17 protein-coding genes are annotated in these 16,192 nt (G+C 70.3%); 7 read left to right on the forward strand and 10 right to left on the reverse strand.

From position 1 onward, the window contains the following. Positions 1–15 precede the first annotated feature (15 nt). The 3 genes from ACIG3E_RS05525 (at position 16) to pknB (ending at position 5,128) form a co-directional block, all read left to right on the forward strand. Positions 16–1,455, forward strand: coding sequence for an FtsW/RodA/SpoVE family cell cycle protein (locus ACIG3E_RS05525; RefSeq protein WP_399611592.1), 1,440 nt, complete (start codon positions 16–18; stop codon positions 1,453–1,455). After that, the gene (locus ACIG3E_RS05530; RefSeq protein WP_399611593.1) at positions 1,452–2,915 is read left to right on the forward strand and encodes a peptidoglycan D,D-transpeptidase FtsI family protein; all 1,464 of its coding nucleotides are present in this window, start codon (positions 1,452–1,454) and stop codon (positions 2,913–2,915) included. The genes ACIG3E_RS05525 and ACIG3E_RS05530 overlap by 4 nt, the downstream gene beginning before the upstream one ends. Before the next feature lie 170 nt (positions 2,916–3,085). Beyond that, positions 3,086–5,128 carry a Stk1 family PASTA domain-containing Ser/Thr kinase gene (gene pknB / locus ACIG3E_RS05535; protein WP_399611595.1) on the forward strand — a complete coding sequence of 681 codons (2,043 nt, stop codon included), beginning with the start codon at positions 3,086–3,088 and terminating at the stop codon, positions 5,126–5,128. Between the two features lie 95 nt (positions 5,129–5,223). Here the strand turns inward: pknB and ACIG3E_RS05540 are convergent, their stop codons facing one another. The 5 genes from ACIG3E_RS05540 to ACIG3E_RS05560 form a co-directional block, all read right to left on the reverse strand. Beyond that, the gene (locus ACIG3E_RS05540; RefSeq protein ID WP_399611597.1) at positions 5,224–5,958 is read right to left on the reverse strand and encodes a class E sortase; all 735 of its coding nucleotides are present in this window, start codon (positions 5,956–5,958) and stop codon (positions 5,224–5,226) included. 36 nt (positions 5,959–5,994) lie between these two features. Further along, positions 5,995–7,065: a class E sortase gene (locus ACIG3E_RS05545; protein ID WP_399611599.1), complete on the reverse strand. Its 1,071-nt coding sequence runs from the start codon at positions 7,063–7,065 to the stop codon at positions 5,995–5,997. Continuing rightward, positions 7,062–7,700 (reverse strand): aminodeoxychorismate/anthranilate synthase component II, encoded by a 639-nt coding sequence (locus ACIG3E_RS05550; protein ID WP_030683943.1) that lies wholly within the window; start codon positions 7,698–7,700, stop codon positions 7,062–7,064. The genes ACIG3E_RS05545 and ACIG3E_RS05550 overlap by 4 nt, the downstream gene beginning before the upstream one ends. 228 nt (positions 7,701–7,928) lie before the next feature. Continuing rightward, positions 7,929–8,630, reverse strand: a complete 702-nt coding sequence (locus ACIG3E_RS05555) for a class E sortase (RefSeq protein ID WP_399611603.1) — start codon at positions 8,628–8,630, stop codon at positions 7,929–7,931. A 23-nt stretch (positions 8,631–8,653) separates the two neighbouring features. Then, positions 8,654–9,445 (reverse strand): DUF881 domain-containing protein, encoded by a 792-nt coding sequence (locus tag ACIG3E_RS05560; RefSeq protein WP_399611605.1) that lies wholly within the window; start codon positions 9,443–9,445, stop codon positions 8,654–8,656. 143 nt (positions 9,446–9,588) lie between these two features. Between ACIG3E_RS05560 and crgA the strand changes: the two genes are divergently transcribed. Next, entirely contained in the window at positions 9,589–9,846 is a 258-nt protein-coding gene (crgA, locus tag ACIG3E_RS05565; RefSeq protein WP_138960810.1) for a cell division protein CrgA, read from the forward strand. 441 nt (positions 9,847–10,287) lie between these two features. Here crgA and ACIG3E_RS05570 read toward each other — a convergent pair whose 3' ends face one another. Both ACIG3E_RS05570 and ACIG3E_RS05575 read right to left on the reverse strand, forming a co-directional pair. Further along, positions 10,288–11,181, reverse strand: a complete 894-nt coding sequence (locus tag ACIG3E_RS05570) for a rhomboid family intramembrane serine protease (protein WP_399611610.1) — start codon at positions 11,179–11,181, stop codon at positions 10,288–10,290. Positions 11,182–11,343: 162 nt separating this feature from the next. Further along, on the reverse strand, positions 11,344–11,877 hold the full coding sequence (locus ACIG3E_RS05575; protein WP_399611612.1) for a peptidylprolyl isomerase: 534 nt from the start codon (positions 11,875–11,877) through the stop codon (positions 11,344–11,346). 376 nt (positions 11,878–12,253) lie between these two features. On the opposite strand from ACIG3E_RS05575, the gene ACIG3E_RS05580 reads away from it, so the two are divergent. Next, positions 12,254–12,967 (forward strand): DUF5324 family protein, encoded by a 714-nt coding sequence (locus tag ACIG3E_RS05580; RefSeq protein WP_399611615.1) that lies wholly within the window; start codon positions 12,254–12,256, stop codon positions 12,965–12,967. Positions 12,968–13,093: 126 nt separating this feature from the next. On the opposite strand, the gene ACIG3E_RS05585 is transcribed toward ACIG3E_RS05580, so the two are convergent. Continuing rightward, complete coding sequence (locus ACIG3E_RS05585; RefSeq protein ID WP_399612177.1) at positions 13,094–13,309, reverse strand: hypothetical protein; 216 nt, start codon at positions 13,307–13,309, stop codon at positions 13,094–13,096. A 307-nt stretch (positions 13,310–13,616) separates the two neighbouring features. Here ACIG3E_RS05585 and ACIG3E_RS05590 point away from each other — a divergent pair, with 307 nt between their 5' ends. After that, the gene (locus ACIG3E_RS05590) at positions 13,617–14,399 is read left to right on the forward strand and encodes a M23 family metallopeptidase (protein WP_399611617.1); all 783 of its coding nucleotides are present in this window, start codon (positions 13,617–13,619) and stop codon (positions 14,397–14,399) included. Between the two features lie 21 nt (positions 14,400–14,420). Here the strand turns inward: ACIG3E_RS05590 and ACIG3E_RS05595 are convergent, their stop codons facing one another. Beyond that, complete coding sequence (locus ACIG3E_RS05595; RefSeq protein ID WP_242719953.1) at positions 14,421–14,705, reverse strand: hypothetical protein; 285 nt, start codon at positions 14,703–14,705, stop codon at positions 14,421–14,423. A gap of 223 nt (positions 14,706–14,928) precedes the next feature. Between ACIG3E_RS05595 and ACIG3E_RS05600 the strand changes: the two genes are divergently transcribed. Continuing rightward, on the forward strand, positions 14,929–15,213 hold the full coding sequence (locus ACIG3E_RS05600) for a chaplin (protein ID WP_399611621.1): 285 nt from the start codon (positions 14,929–14,931) through the stop codon (positions 15,211–15,213). Positions 15,214–15,294: 81 nt separating this feature from the next. On the opposite strand, the gene ACIG3E_RS05605 is transcribed toward ACIG3E_RS05600, so the two are convergent. Further along, the gene (locus ACIG3E_RS05605) at positions 15,295–16,164 is read right to left on the reverse strand and encodes a tyrosinase family protein (RefSeq protein WP_399611624.1); all 870 of its coding nucleotides are present in this window, start codon (positions 16,162–16,164) and stop codon (positions 15,295–15,297) included. Between the last annotated feature and the right edge of the window lie 28 nt (positions 16,165–16,192).

A 16,192-nucleotide genomic window follows, 5' to 3' on the forward strand; every position in this document is an offset into this window, starting at 1 on the left:
GGGCCCTTGCACGCCATGAGCAGTAGCACTACACACACGTCGACGATCGGCGCCATCGGTGCGCCGAGCCGGCGCAACACCGAGCTCGCGCTCCTGGTGTTCGCCGTCGTCATCCCGCTGTTCGCCTATATGAACGTGGGCCTCGCCATCTCCGGCGAGCTCCCCCCGGGCATGCTCGGCTACGGCCTCGGACTCGGCCTGCTCGCGGGCGTCGCGCACCTGGTGGTGCGCAAGTTCGCCCCGTACGCCGACCCGCTCCTCCTGCCGCTCGGCACGCTGCTCAACGGTCTGGGCCTGGTGGTGATCTGGCGCCTGGACCAGTCGGAGAGACTCCAGCAGCTGGCCAAGGCGTCGTTCGGGTCGTTCAGCCCGTCCGGTCCGAAGCAGATGATGTACACGGCCATCGGCGTCGCCTTGTTCTTGGCCGTGCTCATGCTGCTGAAGGACCACCGCATCCTCCAGCGCTACACGTACATCTCCATGATGGGCGCGCTGGTCCTTCTGCTGCTGCCGCTGGTGCCCGGTCTCGGGCAGAACATCAACGGCGCCAAGATCTGGATCCACCTCGGCGCGTTCTCCATCCAGCCCGGCGAGTTCGCGAAGATCGTCATCGCCGTGTTCTTCGCCGGGTACTTGATGGTCAAGCGGGACGCCCTGGCACTCGCCAGCCGCCGCTTCATGGGCATGTACCTGCCGCGAGGCCGCGACCTCGGTCCCATCCTGGTCGTGTGGGCGATGTCCATCCTGATCCTGGTCTTCGAGACCGACCTCGGTACGTCGCTGCTGTTCTTCGGCATGTTCGTCGTGATGCTGTACGTCGCCACGGAGCGCACCAGCTGGATCGTGTTCGGCCTGCTGATGTCGGCCGTGGGCGCGGTGGGTGTGGCCTCGTTCGAGCCACACGTGCAGCAGCGCGTCCAGGCCTGGCTCGACCCCATGGGCGAGTACCTCAAGAGCCGTGAGGGGCAGGTCGGCCACTCCGAGCAGTCCATGCAGGCGCTCTGGGCCTTCGGCTCCGGCGGCACCCTGGGCTCCGGTCTCGGCCAGGGCCACTCCGACCTGATCAAGTTCGCCGCCAACTCCGACTTCGTCCTCGCCACGTTCGGCGAGGAGCTCGGCCTGGCCGGGCTCATGGCGATCCTGCTGATCTACGCACTGATCGTGGAGCGCGGTATCCGTACGGCGCTGGCCGCACGCGACCCGTTCGGCAAGCTCCTCGCCTGTGGCCTGTCCGCCGCCTTCGGCATCCAGGTCTTCGTCGTGGCGGGCGGCGTCATGGGCCTGATCCCGCTGACGGGTATGACGATGCCGTTCCTCGCGTACGGAGGATCATCAGTGATCGCCAACTGGGCGCTGATCGGTCTGCTCCTACGCATCAGCGATACCGCACGCCGGCCCGCGCCGACGCCCTCACCGAACCCTGACGCCGAGATGACCCAGGTGGTACGGCCGTGAACAAGCCCGTGCGCCGCGTCGCGATCTTCTGCGGCCTGCTCATCCTGGCCCTGCTGGTCCGCGACAACTGGTTGCAGTACGTGCAGGCCGACTCGCTGGCCAAGGACACCGACAACTATCGCGTCACCATGGAGCGCTACGCCCAGCCGCGCGGCGACATCATCGTCGACGGCAAGCCGATCACCGGCTCCACGAAGACCGACGACCCCGACCTCAAGTTCAAGCGCACCTGGAAGAACGGCCCCATGTGGTCGCCGGTCACCGGCTTCGCCTCGCAGCGCATCGGTGCCAACCAGATCGAGAAGCTCGAGGACGAGGTCCTCACCGGCAACGACGACCGGCTCTTCTTCCGCCGCACGCTCGACATGGTGACCGGCAAGAAGAAGGAGGGGGGCAACGTCGTCACGACGTTGAACTCCGCCGCGCAGAAGGCCGCGTACAACGGCCTGAAGGGCCAGGGCAAGGGCGCCGTCGCCGCGATAGACCCGGAGACGGGCGCGATCCTGGCGCTCGCGTCCACGCCGTCGTACGACCCGTCGACCTTCGCGGGCAACACCAACAAGGACGCCGAGACCTTCGCGAAGCTGGACAAGGACCGCGACAAGCCCATGCTGAACCGGGCGCTGCGCGAGACCTACCCGCCCGGCTCCACCTTCAAGGTGGTCACCGCCGCGGCGGCCCTGGAGCACGGCCTGTACTCGGACATCGACTCCAAGACGCGCTCCCCGCTGCCCTGGGTGATGCCCAACACCCGCACCGAGCTGAAGAACGAGGGCCCGATCCCCTGCAAGAACGCCACGCTGCGCGAGGCGCTGCGGGTGTCCTGCAACACCGTCTTCGGCAAGATCGGCTCCGATCTCGGCAAGGACAAGATGCTGGAGACAGCCGAGGAGTTCGGCTTCAACGAGGAGCAGTTCATCCCGGTCCGTTCCAACGCCTCGAACTTCCCCAAGGAGATGGACAAGCCGCAGACCGCGCTGTCGTCCATCGGCCAGTTCGAGACCGCGGCGACGCCGTTGCAGATGGCGATGGTGACGTCCGCGATCGCCAACGACGGCACCCTCATGGAGCCGTACATGGTCCGTGAGCTCCAGGCGCCGAACCTCGACGTGGTCGAGAAGCACTCGCCGAAGGAGATGAGCACCCCGCTGTCCAAGGAGAACGCGCAGAAGCTCCAGGACATGATGCAGACGGTCGTGAACGAGGGCACCGGCACCAAGGCCAAGATCCCCGGCGTCACCGTCGGCGGCAAGACGGGCACGGCCCAGCACGGCCTGAACAACAGCAAGAACCCGTACGCGTGGTTCATCAGCTACGCGAAGACCGACTCGGGTTCCCCGGTCGCGGTCGCCGTGGTCGTCGAGGACAGCGCGGCGAGCCGTGACGACATCTCCGGCGGCGGTCTCGCGGCGCCGATCGCGAGGGACGTGATGAAGGCGGTCCTCGACAGCAAGAAGTGACCCGTGTCACGGCCACTCCCCATCGGTGCACGTTGCGATACCGGTCCTGTATCGGGTGACGGTTGCGGCCGGGTCACGTCAGGCGATCCGGGTACGGTATGCCCGGACAGCACACCGCCGGACCGCGCAACACGGTGCGGTCGGGACCGACGGAGAGGGCTGGAATAGCTATGGAAGAGCCGCGTCGCCTCGGCGGCCGGTACGAGCTGGGCCAGGTGCTCGGCCGCGGCGGAATGGCCGAGGTCTACCTCGCGCACGACACCCGTCTCGGCCGCACCGTGGCGGTGAAGACGCTGCGGGTGGACCTCGCCCGCGACCCGTCGTTCCAGGCCCGGTTCCGCCGTGAGGCCCAGTCGGCCGCCTCGCTCAACCATCCGGCGATCGTCGCGGTCTACGACACCGGCGAGGACTACGTCGACGGGGTCTCCATCCCGTACATCGTCATGGAGTACGTCGACGGCTCCACGCTGCGCGAGCTCCTGCACTCCGGGCGCAAGCTCCTTCCCGAGCGCGCCATGGAGATGACGATCGGCATCCTCCAGGCCCTGGAGTACTCGCACCGCAACCAGATCGTCCACCGCGACATCAAGCCCGCGAACGTCATGCTGACGCGCAACGGCCAGGTCAAGGTCATGGACTTCGGCATCGCCCGCGCCATGGGCGAGTCCGGCATGACGATGACGCAGACCGCGGCGGTCATCGGCACCGCGCAGTACCTCTCGCCCGAGCAGGCCAAGGGCGAGCAGGTCGACGCGCGCTCCGACCTCTACTCCACGGGCTGTCTGCTGTACGAGCTGCTGACCGTGCGCCCGCCGTTCGTGGGCGACTCCCCGGTCGCGGTGGCCTACCAGCACGTGCGGGAAGAGCCGCAGGCCCCGAGCGTCTTCGACAACGAGATCACGCCCGAGATGGACGCGATCGTCCTCAAGGCGCTCACCAAGGACCCGGACTACCGCTACCAGTCGGCGGACGAGATGCGCGCCGACATCGAGGCCTGCCTCGACGGCCAGCCCGTCGCCGCCACCGCCGCGATGGGCGCCGTCGGCTACGGCGGCAACCCGGACGACCAGGCCACGGCCATGCTGCGCCCGCAGAACGGCGCGCCCGGCCAGGGCCAGACGTCGATGATGCCCCCGGTCAACCCGGACGACGGCGGCTACGGCTACGACGAGAACGGCCGCCGCGGCCGCCAGAAGAAGAGCAACACGTCGACGATCCTCCTCGTGGCCGCGGGCATCCTCGTCCTGGTGGGCGCGATCCTGATCGGCAAGTGGGCGTTCAGCGGCAGCGGGGGCGCGGCCGACGACAAGAAGGCACCGAATTTCGTCGGCGAGACGCTGAAGGAAGCCAAGGAGTCCGCGGCGAACGTCGACCTGAAGATCGCGGTCTCCGAGCGCAAGACCTGCGAGAAGTACCCCAAGGGCGAGATCTGCTCGCAGGACCCGACCGAGGGCACCAAGGTCGAGAAGGGCGAGACGATCAACGTGGTCGTCTCCACGGGAGCCCCGAAGGTGGCGGTCCCGAGCGTCCTCGGCCTGGACGAGGACGAGGCCACCGAGAAGCTCGAGGGCGACGACTACCAGCTCAAGGTGGAGACGAAGCAGCGGATCTCCACGGAGACCGAGGGCAAGGTCCTCGAGCAGAACCCGGTCACCGGCACCGAGGTGCAAAAGGGCAGCACGATCACGCTGTACATCGCCAAGGAGCAGCAGAAGCCCACCGTCCCGGACGTGTCCGGTCAGACGTGGGAGGCCGCGAAGAAGCAGATCGAGGCCAGCGGGCTCACCGCGACCCGTACGGACGTGGAGAGCGACAGCGTCGAGGAGGGCAAGGTCATCCAGACCACGCCCACCGCGGGCACGAAGGTCGACCCGAACTCCACGGTCACCGTCCAGGTCGCCAAGAAGAAGGCCGAGGAGGAGGACGTCCAGGTCCCCACCGTCACCGGCCAGAAGCTGTCCGACGCGCGTGACGCCATCGAGGACGCGGACCTGACGGTCGGCAACATCCAGGGCCCGCAGGACGACGACGCCCTGGTGGTCCTCGCCACCCCGACCGCGGGCACGAAGGTCAAGCCCGGCACCGCCATCAACCTGACGACCGTCGGCGGCAGCGGCGGCAACCCGGGCGGCGGCGACAACGGCGGCGGTGACGACGGAGGCGGCGGCTTCATCGAGGGCGCCACCGGCTTCGGCCGCCACGAGCGGGACTGAGTCCCGAGCCCCATACGGAAAGAGCCCCGGCACCACCCGGTGTCGGGGCTCTCTCGTGCGCGGGCCGCGTCGGCGGAGCTCGGGCGGCCTGCGCGTCAGCGGAGCTCGGGCGGCGGTGTCCGCTTGTTGTCGACCTTCTCGACGCGCTCCAGCTCGCCCCACACCACGTAGCGGTACGTCGACGTGTAGACGGGCGTGCAGGTCGTGAGGGTGATGTAGCGGCCGGGCTTCTTCGCGCCCGACTCCTTCGGGACGGGGTCGAGGACGCGGACGTTGAACTTCGAGGTCTCGGGGAGGGTCTTGTAGACCTTGTACACGTACCACTTGTCGCGGGTCTCGAAGACGATCGGGTCGCCCTCGCCGATCTTGTCGATCTTGTGGAACTTCGCACCGTGGCCGTCGCGGTGGGCGGCCAGCGAGAAGTTGCCCTTCGCGTCCTGCGGCAGGGCGGACTTGACCGGGTCCGTGTAGTAGCCCGCGACGCCGTTGTTGAGGGTGTGGGTGGCGGTGCCCTTCTTCACGAGGATCTCGCCGCCGCCCATCGCCGGTACGTGGAGGAAGCCGATGCCGTCCTTGGTGTTCAGGGCGCCGGGGCCACCGGCCCAGTGGTCGCGGACGCGGTCGCCCTGCTTCCTCGCCTCGCGGTCCGCTATGACGTTGGTCCACCAGAGCGAGTAGACGACGAACAGACCCAGGACCAGGCCCGCGGTGATGAGGAGTTCGCCGAAGACGCTGACGGCCGTCGCGATGGGCCCGCGGCCCCGCGGCGGCGGCCCGTCCGCGGGCTTGGACTCGTCGGCCCGCTCGTCCTCTTCGGTGGTGGCTGCCACTGCATCCGCCCTGTCTGTCTTGGCTTTCCGGCGCCCTTAGTCGACCAGCGCGGCCGGTTTCCCCTTGGTCCGTGGCCGGTCTTCGACCATCTTGCCCCACACGATCATTCGGTACTTACTCGTGAACTCGGGGGTGCAGGTGGTCAGTGTGATGTAGCGGCCTGGTTTCGTGAAGCCGGAGCCCGGTGGGACGGGGCCGAGGACAGTCGTGTTGCCGGGGCTGGTCTGCGGGAGGATGCTCGCCATCTTGTAGACGTAGTACGTGTCCTGCGTCTCGACCACGATCGGGTCGCCGGGTTTGAGCCGGTTGATGTACCGGAACGGCTCGCCGTGGGTGTTGCGGTGTCCGGCGACGGAGAAGTTGCCGGGGTCCGCGTCCGGCATCGGGGTCTTGGTGCCGCCCTCGCTGTAGTGGCCGACCATGCCCCGGTCGAGGACCTTGTGCTTGTCGATGCCCTCGGCGACCGGCACGACGACGTCGAGCTTGGGGATGTGCAGCAGCGCGAAGCCCTGGCCCGGCTCGAAGACGCCGGGCTTGCCCTTGCCCTTCGCCCAGTCCTCCTGGAGGTCGCGGGCGGCGGCGTTCGCCTGCTGATGGGCCCTTATGTTCGTCCACCACAGCTGGTACGTGACGAACAGGAGCATCAGGACGCCCGCGGTGATGAACAGCTCGCCGATGACGCGGCTCGCCACGGTGGCCGGGCCCGGTCTGCGGGCGCGCTCGGCGCGCCGGGCTTCGAGCCTGGTCAGCGGGCGCTCCGGCGGGCTCTCGGCGGCGGGAGCCGCCCGCGCCCGGGCCTTCGCGCCCCGGCGGCCCTTGCGCTTGGCGGCCTTCCGCCGCGCGGCCCGGCCGCCCGGCACCACCGACCCGCCCGCTATTCGGCGGGTGTCCGCCGTCCGCAGGCCGATGGTCTCGTCGTCCGGCGGCGGATCGTACGCCGGTACGTACGGCTCCGGGGCCCCGGGAACCAGCCGTTCCGGCACGGGCTCATCGGGGGCAGGCGCGTCGGGGACAGGCGCGTCCGGCGCCGCCGCGCTGCGGAACCACGGTGACGGATGCTCCCCCGCCCCCGTCGCGTCGGCGCCCCCGTGCGCCTCCGCGGTCACGCCGTGGCCCTGCCCACCACCGGGGCGAGCCCGCTCGATCGTGCGACGGCCCCGGCGTCTCCGCACTCGGCGAGCCAGTTGGCGAGCATCAGGTGCCCGTGCTCGGTGAGGACGGACTCGGGGTGGAACTGCACGCCCTCGACGGGCAGTTCGCGGTGGCGCAGGCCCATGATGATGCCGTCCGCCGTGCGGGCGGTGACCTCCAGCTCCGCGGGCACCGTGGCGGGCTCGGCCGCGAGCGAGTGGTACCGGGTCGCGGTGAAGGGCGAGGGCAGGCCCGCGAAGACGCCCTTGCCCTCGTGCGTGACCGGCGAGGTCTTGCCGTGCAGGAGCTCCGGCGCCCGGTCCACGACGCCGCCGTACGCCACGGCCATCGACTGCATGCCCAGGCAGACGCCGAAGACGGGCACCCCGGTGGCGGCGCAGTGGCGCACCATGTCCACGCAGACGCCCGCCTGCTCGGGGGTGCCGGGGCCCGGCGACAGGAGGACGCCGTCGAAGCCGTCCTGCGCGTGCCGCAGCTCGACCTCGTCGTTGCGCAGGACCTCGCACTCCGCGCCCAGCTGGTACAGGTACTGCACGAGGTTGAAGACGAAGCTGTCGTAGTTGTCGACGACGAGGATGCGCGCGCCCATCAGTTGTCCACCGTCACGTCGTTGAAGGGAAGCAGGGGCTCGGCCCAGGGGAACACGTACTGGAACAGCACATAGACCACGGCGAGGACCAGCACCAGGGAGATCAGTGCCCTCACCCATGCGTTCCCCGGCAGATGTCGCCAGATCCAGCCGTACATGCCGTCCCTTTCGTCGCCACACGGCCACCCGGCCCCAGCGCACCGGCCGTCGCCGCCGTACCGCACCAGACTAACGGCGCAGTGCCTCGGGTTTCCCGGCGTCCACAGGCTGGGTGGCGTCCAGATGGGCCCAGGCGATCAGCCGGTGGCTGTGGCCCCACTCGGGCTCGCAGGTGGTCAGGGTGAGATAGCGGCCGGGCGCGCGGTAGCCGGAGCCCCGCGGCACCGGGTCGACGACCCCGATGTCACTGGGCAGCGTCTTGTACGGCTTCTTGTCGATGCGGTACGTGAACCAGGTCGTGCCGTCGGTCAGGACGACCGCGTCGCCGGGGCGCAGTGCGGGGAAGTCCTTGAACGGGTCGCCGTAGGTGCGCCGGTGTCCGGCCACGGCGAAGTTGCCCCGCTGGCCGAGCCGGGCGGTGCGCGCGTAGTGGCCGAGGCCCTTCTTGAGGGTGTCGGTGGCGGTGCCCTGGAGCACGGGCTTGTTCCACGTGAAACCGAAGCGGGGGATGTACATGACGGCGAAGGGCTCGCCGTCTTCGTAGGGCCCGGTCTCCTTCGCGAGGAGCGGGGCCGCGCCGCCGTCCTTCCCGTCCCTCGCGGCCAGGGACTGCTCGGCCCACCGGTCCTGGAGGCGGTCGATCTGGTCGTCCATGGCCCGGTCGGCCTTCACTCCGGTCCAGAACAGCACGTAGACCACGAAGAGCACGATCAGGGTGCCGACGGTGACGCACAGTTCGCTGACCGTCCGGACGAGCACGCGCACCGACACCGCAGGGACCTCCCGAGCGAGCGCTACTCCACAGGCTTCGCGTGGTGGAGGTTCACTGTGCCCGAGTAGCCGGGAAGAGTCACCGCCCCGTCGTCGTCGACTTTCCAGCCGAGCCCGTAGGCGTTGACGTACAGCATGTAGTTCTGGATCTCGGGCGAGGCGGCGAGGGCCTTCTTGAGGCGGTCGGGGTCGCCGATCGCGGTCACCGTGTACGGCGGTGAGTAGACGCGGCCCTGGAGGATCAGGGTGTTGCCGACGCAGCGCACGGCGCTGGTGGAGATCAGCCGCTGGTCCATGACCTTGATGCCTTCCGCGCCGCCCTGCCACAGGGCGTTGACCACGGCCTGGAGGTCCTGCTGGTGGATGACCAGGTCGTTGGGCTGCGGCTCGGGGTAGCCGGGGAGCTTGGCGGTGGCGTGCGGCGGGGCGTCGGTGAGGGTGACGGAGACGGCCTGGCCGCGCAGCTTCTTGGTGCCCGCGTTCCGCTCCAGGGCGCCGAGCCGGGCGTCGTCGGCCTTGGTGCCGGGGCTGTCGCGGCGGGCGAGGGACTCGACCTCGTCGCGCAGCGAGCCGGTGGACGCGTCCAGGTCCCTGTTCTTGCGGCTGCGCTCCTGGATGAGGTCGGAGAGCTTCAGGAGGGAGTCGTCGGTGCGGATGTTGGTGCCCTTGGCCGTGTTGAAGCTGGTCATGAAGAGCAGCCCGGCGAGCGCGAAGACGCCCGCGGTGAGCACGCGGACCGGCCGCAAGCGGCGGCGTCGGCCCGTGCCCGGGGAAGGCCGGCCCGGGCCCGTGGGGAAGTCGGCGGAATTGCTCAACGTACCCTTATCTCCTTCACCGCCGCGGAAGCACTACGCTAACGGACGCCCGGGGGAAGACTTAGCGCACCGTAGTGTCCGCCCCCGGCGCCGGACCCCAGTTACCTGCGCGGCCACGCAGCGCATCGACAGGAGAGACCCTCGTGCCGAAGTCACGTATCCGCAAGAAGGCAGACGACTACACGCCCCCGTCGTCGAAGAAGGCGACGAACATCAAGCTGACCAGCCGCAGCTGGGTCGCTCCGGTGATGCTGGCGATGTTCCTGATCGGCCTCGCCTGGATCGTCGTCTTCTACGTCACGGACGGCGAGCTTCCGATCGATCCGCTGGGGAACTGGAACATCGTGGTCGGCTTCGGCTTCATCGCCGCGGGCTTCGGCGTCTCCACTCAGTGGAAGTAACGAGCCGGGGTCACGCCGGGGGCGGAACGCAAGCCCTGGCCTGAGTTATCCACAGCGCGAGCGGTGCCATCCACAGGCCTGGGGAAAGGTCTGAAGATCTGTGGATAACTCTCCGGACGTTGACGCCGGTGTGACTGGCCGACCGCCCTGCCCCGGCCCGTCCACCCCTTGCCCCGCCTGGGAAAACCCGGATCGGCGACGCGCGGAACAGACGTTCCCCACTTCGTGCACAAGATCGGGCACAGACTGTGGACAACCTGGGGTGAGACGGTGGGGACAACCCCGTATCCGCACCGGATACGGGGATCGTCCTGTACGCACCCTGGGCACTGCCATCGCCCCCGAGCCGGGCACGGGACTGTTCCACATCCCCGGTCGACAACGGACGTGGCCCCGCCCGGGAACGGGCAGGGCCACGGACGCCTCGGCTGAACCGGTGCCTCAGGTGAGCTGCACGGTCCGCACGATCACGGTGGCCGCGATCACCAGGAACACCAGGGCGCACGTGCCCCACTGCACCAGGGCCCGGCGCTCGCGCGGCGCGTGCACCATGCCGTACGCGATGGCGACCCCGGCGACGAGACCGCCGACGTGCGCCTGCCAGGCGATGCCGCTCCAGGTGAAGGTGAAGAGCAGGTTCAGCGCGAGCAGGGCGATGACCGGACGCATGTCGTAGTTCAGTCGGCGCATCAGGACCGCCGTCGCGCCGAGCAGGCCGAAGATCGCCCCGGAGGCGCCGAGCGAGGCGTCACTGGGGTCCGAGACCAGATACGTCAGGGCGCTGCCGCCGAGCCCCGACAGCAGATACAGGGCGAGGAACCGCGCCCGGCCGAGCGCCGCCTCCAGGGGGCCGCCGAGCCACCAGAGCCCCAGCATGTTGAACGCGATGTGCCAGATCTCCTGGTGCGTAAACATGGCCGTGACCAGGCGATACGCCTGACCGTCCGCCACGCCCTCGGTAGCGGGGAACGGCTCGGGGGGCCACCGGCCGATCAGGAACAGGTCCCCGACGAGGTCCTCACGGGCGCGCACCGCGACGAACACCAGCACGTTGAGCGCAAGGATGATCTTCGTGAGCAGGCGCGGGTCCTGCGTGAGCGTGCCGCCCGCCAGCGTGCGCGGCTGAGTGGCCGCCGGGGCGTGCCCGGTGCCGGAGCCGCCCTTGACGCACTCGGGGCACTGGAAGCCGACGGAGGCGCTGATCATGCACTCCGGGCAGATCGGACGCTCGCAGCGGGTGCAGCTGATCGCCGTCTCCCGGCCGGGATGCCGGTAGCAGCTCGGCAGGCTCTGCGCGTCCTGCGGCCCCTGCGGGCTGCCTGGCGCCTGGTCCATCGCGGTCCCCTCTGGTCTGCCGTACGCGGGCGGCGTCGGCATGCTGGTCAACGCGCCGCCCCGCCCTCCTCTACGGATGGGCGGGGCGGTTTTGTTCCCCGGCGGGCGGGATCTCACCGGCGGGCGGGAGCTCCCGGCGGACGGGATCGAGCGTGGAGGCGCTCAGCCCTCGCGCGTCTCGAAGACGACGGACTCGATGACGACGTCGTTCACCGGGCGGTCCGTGCGCGGGTTGGTCTGCGTACCGGCGATGGCGTCCACGACCTTCTTGCCTGCGTCGTTGGTGACCTCGCCGAAGATGGTGTGCTTGCGGGTCAGCCACGCGGTCGGGGAGACGGTGATGAAGAACTGCGAGCCGTTGGTGCCCGGGCCCGCGTTGGCCATGGCGAGGAGGTACGGCTTGTCGAAGGCCAGGTCCGGGTGGAACTCGTCCTCGAACTCGTAGCCCGGGCCGCCGGTGCCGTTGCCGAGCGGGTCGCCGCCCTGGATCATGAAGCCGCTGATCACCCGGTGGAAAACGGTGCCGTCGTACAGCTTGTCCGTGGACTTCTTGCCGGTGGCGGGGTGCACCCACTCGCGCTCGCCCTGGGCGAGCTCAACAAAGTTCCTGACCGTTTTGGGCGCGTGGTTCGGCAGAAGCCGGATCTCGATGTCGCCCTGGTTGGTCTTGAGAGTGGCGTAAAGCTGCTCAGCCACGATCTGCCTTCCGTTGTCCTCTGTGACCCTCCGATCCTCGCACGGACGGGTTTGGGACGAGTAGCCGCCGAGCAGGCGCCCCTGGGGAGGATCCGTGGCATCGTCGTCGGCGGGCCCTGCCCGTACCGGATCGAGCGGCTTCGCCCCTCACGGACCGCGCGGCTCCGGGTGCGCCGGGAGCCGCGGTACGAGCCGCGCCCGACGCCGGGCCGCACCCCGTGTCGCACCGGCGGCCGGGGCGGACCGACGCGCGCCCCGCGCTTGTGGGGGCGCCCCGGATGCCCATCCGCGCGTGGACCGGTTTCATCCCGGCAGGCATGATCCCGGAAAGGGTGGAAAGGTGACATACCTATACGCCACCAAGGAGGAGGATCCCGTGACCCGCAAAGACAGCGTGCGTGCCGCGGCCGACTCGGCGAAGGAAAGCGCGCGGCACGCCGCGGACGCGGTGGCGCCCTACGCCGAAGAAGCCAAGGACCGGGCCGCCCACCTGGCACAGGAGGCGCGCTCGCGCCTCGCCCCGAAGGTGTCGCAGGCGGCGCACACCGCCGCCGACCAGGCCCGCGCCCAGTACGGGGCGCACGTCGCGCCGCGCGTGGTGCAGGCACGGGGGCATGTGCCGCCGAAGCTCGACCACGCGGCGCACGAGGCCGCCGTCCGCACCCGCAGGGCCGCCCGCCAGGCCGCCGACTTCTCGAAGCCCCGCATCGAGCACGCCGTGGCCGTCTCCGGACCGGTCCGCGAGGAGGCGGCGGCCCGGGGTGCGGCGGCGCTCGCCGCGCTGCGCGGTCAGGTGTCGCCGCAGGAGATCAAGGAGATCGCCCGCAGGCAGGAGCGCCGGTCCCGCACCGGCCGCACGGTCAAGCGGCTCGCCGTGCTCGGCGTGCTCGGTGCCGCCGCGATCGCCGTGTGGAAGTGGTGGGACAAGCAGGCCAACCCGGACTGGCTGGTCGAGCCCCCCGCGGCCACGGAGGTCCCCGACCGCACCCCGCTGACCTCGGTGGACGGCAGCGGCCAGGCGTCCCTCGACCCCGAGGTGCAGGCGAAGCAGGCGGAGGCCGAGGCGGAGAGCGGGGACGAGCGGGGCTGACGCGAGGTCCGAGGGCGGGGAGGGGCGGGGCGCCACGGGCCTCGCCCTCACCGCACGCCGGGCCGCGAAGGCCCCCAGCCCCGACCCGGTGAACCAGCCTCCCCCCCCCCCGTCGACCAGGCCCCCTCAGGGATCCAGCCTTCCCTCCACCATGTCCCGCGCCACCCCTGCCAGGTGCACGGAGAGCATGCCCGCCGCCTGCTGCACCATCGAGGTCCTGTTGATCAGGATGGTGTTGAAGAGCACCCCGAATTCGCCCGAGTTGATCTCCAGGAGATCGCGGTAGTCCGCGTACGAGGAAATGTCGGCCTCGGCCATGCGCTTGTGGATGCGGCGCCCCAGGGACGAGCGCTTTTACCCGGTGAAATCGAAGCCGCGGGCGTCTCGGAGAAAGTCGAGAAGTTCCTCCAGCGGCCGCCTCGGGCATGCCCTTGAATTCCGCTGACCGTGGATCCTGGACGATCACGGTCCCGCCGCGCGACGTAGACCGTGCCCGGCAGCTCGCCCAGGGCGCGGAATCCCCCGGCCGACGAAGCGACGGCCACCACCGCGTACGAGCCGTCGGGGACGGGGCCCCTGCGCCCGCGCGTTACGCCAGGTGGCGCAACCGGGCGTGCGCCGCCCCGCCGCCCCCGTTGTCCTAGCGGACATGGGCTCCCACATAGACGGCCCGCAAACAGCGGGCAGAACTCGACGTGACGCACTCGGCATCGGCGTGGTCCTGCTCGCCTCAGGAGCGCTCGGCATGGCGGGCACCCCGCCGGACGCCGTCACGGACCACGACGGTCCCGACGGCCCGGACGGCCCGGACGCTTTCGACAGCCCGGCCGGGCTCGACGGGCTCGACGACCTCGACGGACCCCTGGATCCGGACGACGTCGCAGACGACGACATCACGGGCTTCGACGACACCGCAGACCCGCACGAGGACTGCGTGGTCGGCTACGACCCGCACTTCGAGGACGACCTGGCGGCGGCCGACGCCGCGGTCCCCGAGGTCCGCGCGCTCACCGGACCGCCGCGCCGCTTCGCGCGCCCCCTGCGCCGCCGCTTCCGCGTCAGCGCCCGCTACGGCATCCGCGGCAACTGGCTCGCGGGCCACCACACCGGCATCGACCTGGCCGTGCCCCGGGGCACCCCGGTGTACGCCGTCGGCTCGGGCGTCGTCGTGCTCGCCCGCTGGTCGGGGGCGTACGGCAAGGCCGTCACGGTCCGCATGCCGGACGGCCACTACGCGCTGTACGCGCATCTGAACCGCATCTCCGTGCGGCAGGGGGCGCGCATCCGCACCGGTACCCGCATCGGCAGCAGCGGCAGCACGGGCCGCGCCACGGGACCCCACCTCCATCTGGAGATCCGGTCCCGGCGCGGCTACGGCTCGGACATCAACCCGGTCGGCTATCTGGCCCGGCGCGGGGTCCGGCTCACCTAGCGGGCGCGGCCCGGCGCGTGCTCAGGTCTGCACGGCGGGGACGAGCTGGGTCACCGGCTGCACCAGGTCGGTGACCTGGTGCAGCTCGTTCAGCCGGTGGAGGCCGCCGAGCTGGCTGGACACCGTGGGCACGGCGTCGTGCTGCGCCTCGGGCAGCGGCATGCGGCCCAGCTCGTCGATGGTGGCCATCGGCGAGATCTCCTTGGCCTGCTGGGCGCCGGTGGAGGCGTGGGCGGCGGGTGCCACGAGCGCCGCCGCACCGGCGGCGAGGGACACGGCGGCCAGAATTCGTCGCGCTGAAGTCATGCCTTCAGCAACGGCGGAGCGGCCCGCGGGACACGGCCACGCCCCGCATTCCGCCCACCGCTGGCACTAATGGCCTACAGAAGTACTGCTCGAATCGCCGCACCTGTTCGATCTCCCGAAGATCATCGACGAATTCACGCCGTTACTTCACATCAGAGCGGCGCGTTAGAGCAATCGCGGCCACACCCACGCGGCCGTGCTTTCCAATTCGAAGGAGAACGTGATGTCTCGCATCGCGAAGGCAGCCGCCCTTACGCTCGGCGCGGGTGCCGTCGTGCTGGGCGGCGCCGGACTCGCCTCGGCCGACGCCGGCGCGCACGGCGAAGCCAAGGGTTCCCCCGGTGTCCTCTCGGGCAACCTGATCCAGGTTCCGGTCCACGTCCCGGTCAACGTCTGCGGCAACACCATCGACGTCGCCGGCCTGCTGAACCCGGCGTTCGGCAACACCTGCGTCAACAACGGCGGCACCGGCGGCGAGGGCGGCTACGGCCACGGCTACGGCCACTGAGCACGCCACCAAGGAGAAGCCCCCGGCGAGCTGCTCGCCGGGGGCTTCCCGTTTCCCTCGTACTGGATTCCCCGTACTGGCTCACGCGTAGCGATAGATCCGCTCGTGGTCGAGCATGTCGTCCGGAGTCGTCCGCCACGGGGGCATCGGCTCGTTGCGGGCGACGACGCGGCCGTGCCCCGGCTCGCCGAGGCCCGGCGGGCGCTCCGGCAGGAACCGCGCGCCCCTGCGGCGCTCCCGGTCCCAGCGGCTCCACAGCAGGTCCACGAACGCGTGGTTCAGCCAGAACACCGGGTCGTTCACGGAGCCGCCGCCCAGCATGTGTCCGCCGACCCAGCGGTGCACGCGGTTGTGGTTGCGCCACCGCGCGGTGCCGACGCCGGACGTCCAGCCCTCCAGCTTGTTGCGGAAGCCGCCGTCCGCCCGCGAGTCCCAGGGCGGGACGTCGTACCGGGAGTCCTTCATCGCCCACTCCACGTCGGCGGACGTGGGCAGGTCGATGGGGTTCGAGGGATTGCCGAACGCGCGGGTGAGGAAGTCCCCGTCGGTGACGCTCTCCTTGATCCGCCAGAGCCCGTTGCGGCGCGCGAACGGGCCGGTGAGCACCTGCCGGTCGCCCTCGCGCCCGTTGCCGCCCAGGAAGCCGTCGCCCCACAGGGACGCGGCCGGGGTGCGGTCACGCGTCCAGTCCCAGTACGGGACGGTGACCGCGTCGTCGACCCGCTGGAGGGCCCGCTCGAAGTCGAGCAGGAAGCGCCGGTGCCAGGGCAGGAACGTCGGCGTCATATGGGCGACCCGGAGCCGCTCCTCACCGTCCGCCACGTAGAAGTCGATGTGCGTACGGACGAATTCGTCGTACTCGCCCCGACGCTTGAGGCGCAGCACCGCGTCCACGAATCTGCGCCGTTCCGCCCCGGTCAGCCGGTTCTGGTTCTTGCGTGTGTAGGCCACGCGCGCCCCCTTCGCATTCCCTCGCGCC

Source organism: Streptomyces sp. NPDC053474 (genome assembly GCF_044544845.1).
GTDB lineage: Bacteria > Actinomycetota > Actinomycetes > Streptomycetales > Streptomycetaceae > Streptomyces.